This is a genomic window from Mesorhizobium sp. WSM4836, assembly GCF_055811815.1.
In genome coordinates, this window is the sequence record NZ_JBVVQF010000173.1 from 1 (window position 1) to 229 (window position 229).

Here is a 229-nt window from a genome sequence, read left to right on the forward strand (position 1 = left end):
GCCTGTTGCTGCAACCCCTGTTGCAACTCGACGCGGGCCTCCCGCGCACCGATCGACGCCTGAACGCTGGCGACATTGTCGTTCGCGGCGGACAGCTTGTCCATCGCGTCGCGGATCGTGCCGGTGACATCGCCGGTGCCGGTCTTGAGCGCGGTCACCAGATTGTTGAGCACGTTCAGCGTGTCGCTGCTGCCAGCCTTGAACACGCGTTCAGCACCGACCGATACTT

The 229-nt window shown here is 64.2% G+C and carries 1 protein-coding gene; it reads right to left on the bottom strand.

Annotated features, from left to right (window positions below; translation table 11 throughout):
• Positions 1-229, bottom strand: a 229-nt coding sequence (locus tag AC0L2P_RS32540) for a hypothetical protein (RefSeq protein WP_473507283.1), incomplete at both ends; no start/stop codon positions are given.